The organism is Klebsiella sp. 2019SCSN059, from assembly GCF_021739525.1.
Classification (GTDB): Bacteria; Pseudomonadota; Gammaproteobacteria; order Enterobacterales; family Enterobacteriaceae; genus Klebsiella; species Klebsiella quasipneumoniae.
In genome coordinates this window covers 1-802 of sequence record NZ_JAKKOM010000128.1, presented here as the reverse complement: position 1 = coordinate 802, position 802 = coordinate 1, and the positions used below count along the sequence as shown (strand labels likewise).

Below are 802 nucleotides of genomic sequence, written 5' to 3'. Positions count from 1 at the left end.
GGCACTGTTGCAAAGTTAGCGATGAGGCAGCCTTTTGTCTTATTCAAAGGCCTTACATTTCAAAAACTCTGCTTACCAGGCGCATTTCGCCCAGGGGATCACCATAATAAAATGCTGAGGCCTGGCCTTTGCGTAGTGCACGCATCACCTCAATACCTTTGATGGTGGCGTAAGCCGTCTTCATGGATTTAAATCCCAGCGTGGCGCCGATTATCCGTTTCAGTTTGCCATGATCGCATTCAATCACGTTGTTCCGGTACTTAATCTGTCGGTGTTCAACGTCAGACGGGCACCGGCCTTCGCGTTTGAGCAGAGCAAGCGCGCGACCATAGGCGGGCGCTTTATCCGTGTTGATGAATCGCGGGATCTGCCACTTCTTCACGTTGTTGAGGATTTTACCCAGAAACCGGTATGCAGCTTTGCTGTTACGACGGGAGGAGAGATAAAAATCGACAGTGCGGCCCCGGCTGTCGACGGCCCGGTACAGATACGCCCAGCGGCCATTGACCTTCACGTAGGTTTCATCCATGTGCCACGGGCAAAGATCGGAAGGGTTACGCCAGTACCAGCGCAGCCGTTTTTCCATTTCAGGCGCATAACGCTGAACCCAGCGGTAAATCGTGGAGTGATCGACATTCACTCCGCGTTCAGCCAGCATCTCCTGCAGCTCACGGTAACTGATGCCGTATTTGCAGTACCAGCGTACGGCCCACAGAATGATGTCACGCTGAAAATGCCGGCCTTTGAATGGGTTCATGTGCAGCTCCATCAGCAAAAGGGGATGATAAGTTTATCACCACCG

General features: G+C 52.6%; 1 protein-coding gene. It reads right to left on the bottom strand.

The window, feature by feature from the left end:
* Positions 1 to 52: 52 nt before the first annotated feature.
* A complete protein-coding gene (locus L2I46_RS29235; protein ID WP_001067855.1) occupies positions 53 to 757 on the bottom strand; it encodes an IS6-like element IS26 family transposase in 705 nt (234 codons plus the stop codon).
* Between the last annotated feature and the right edge of the window lie 45 nt (positions 758 to 802).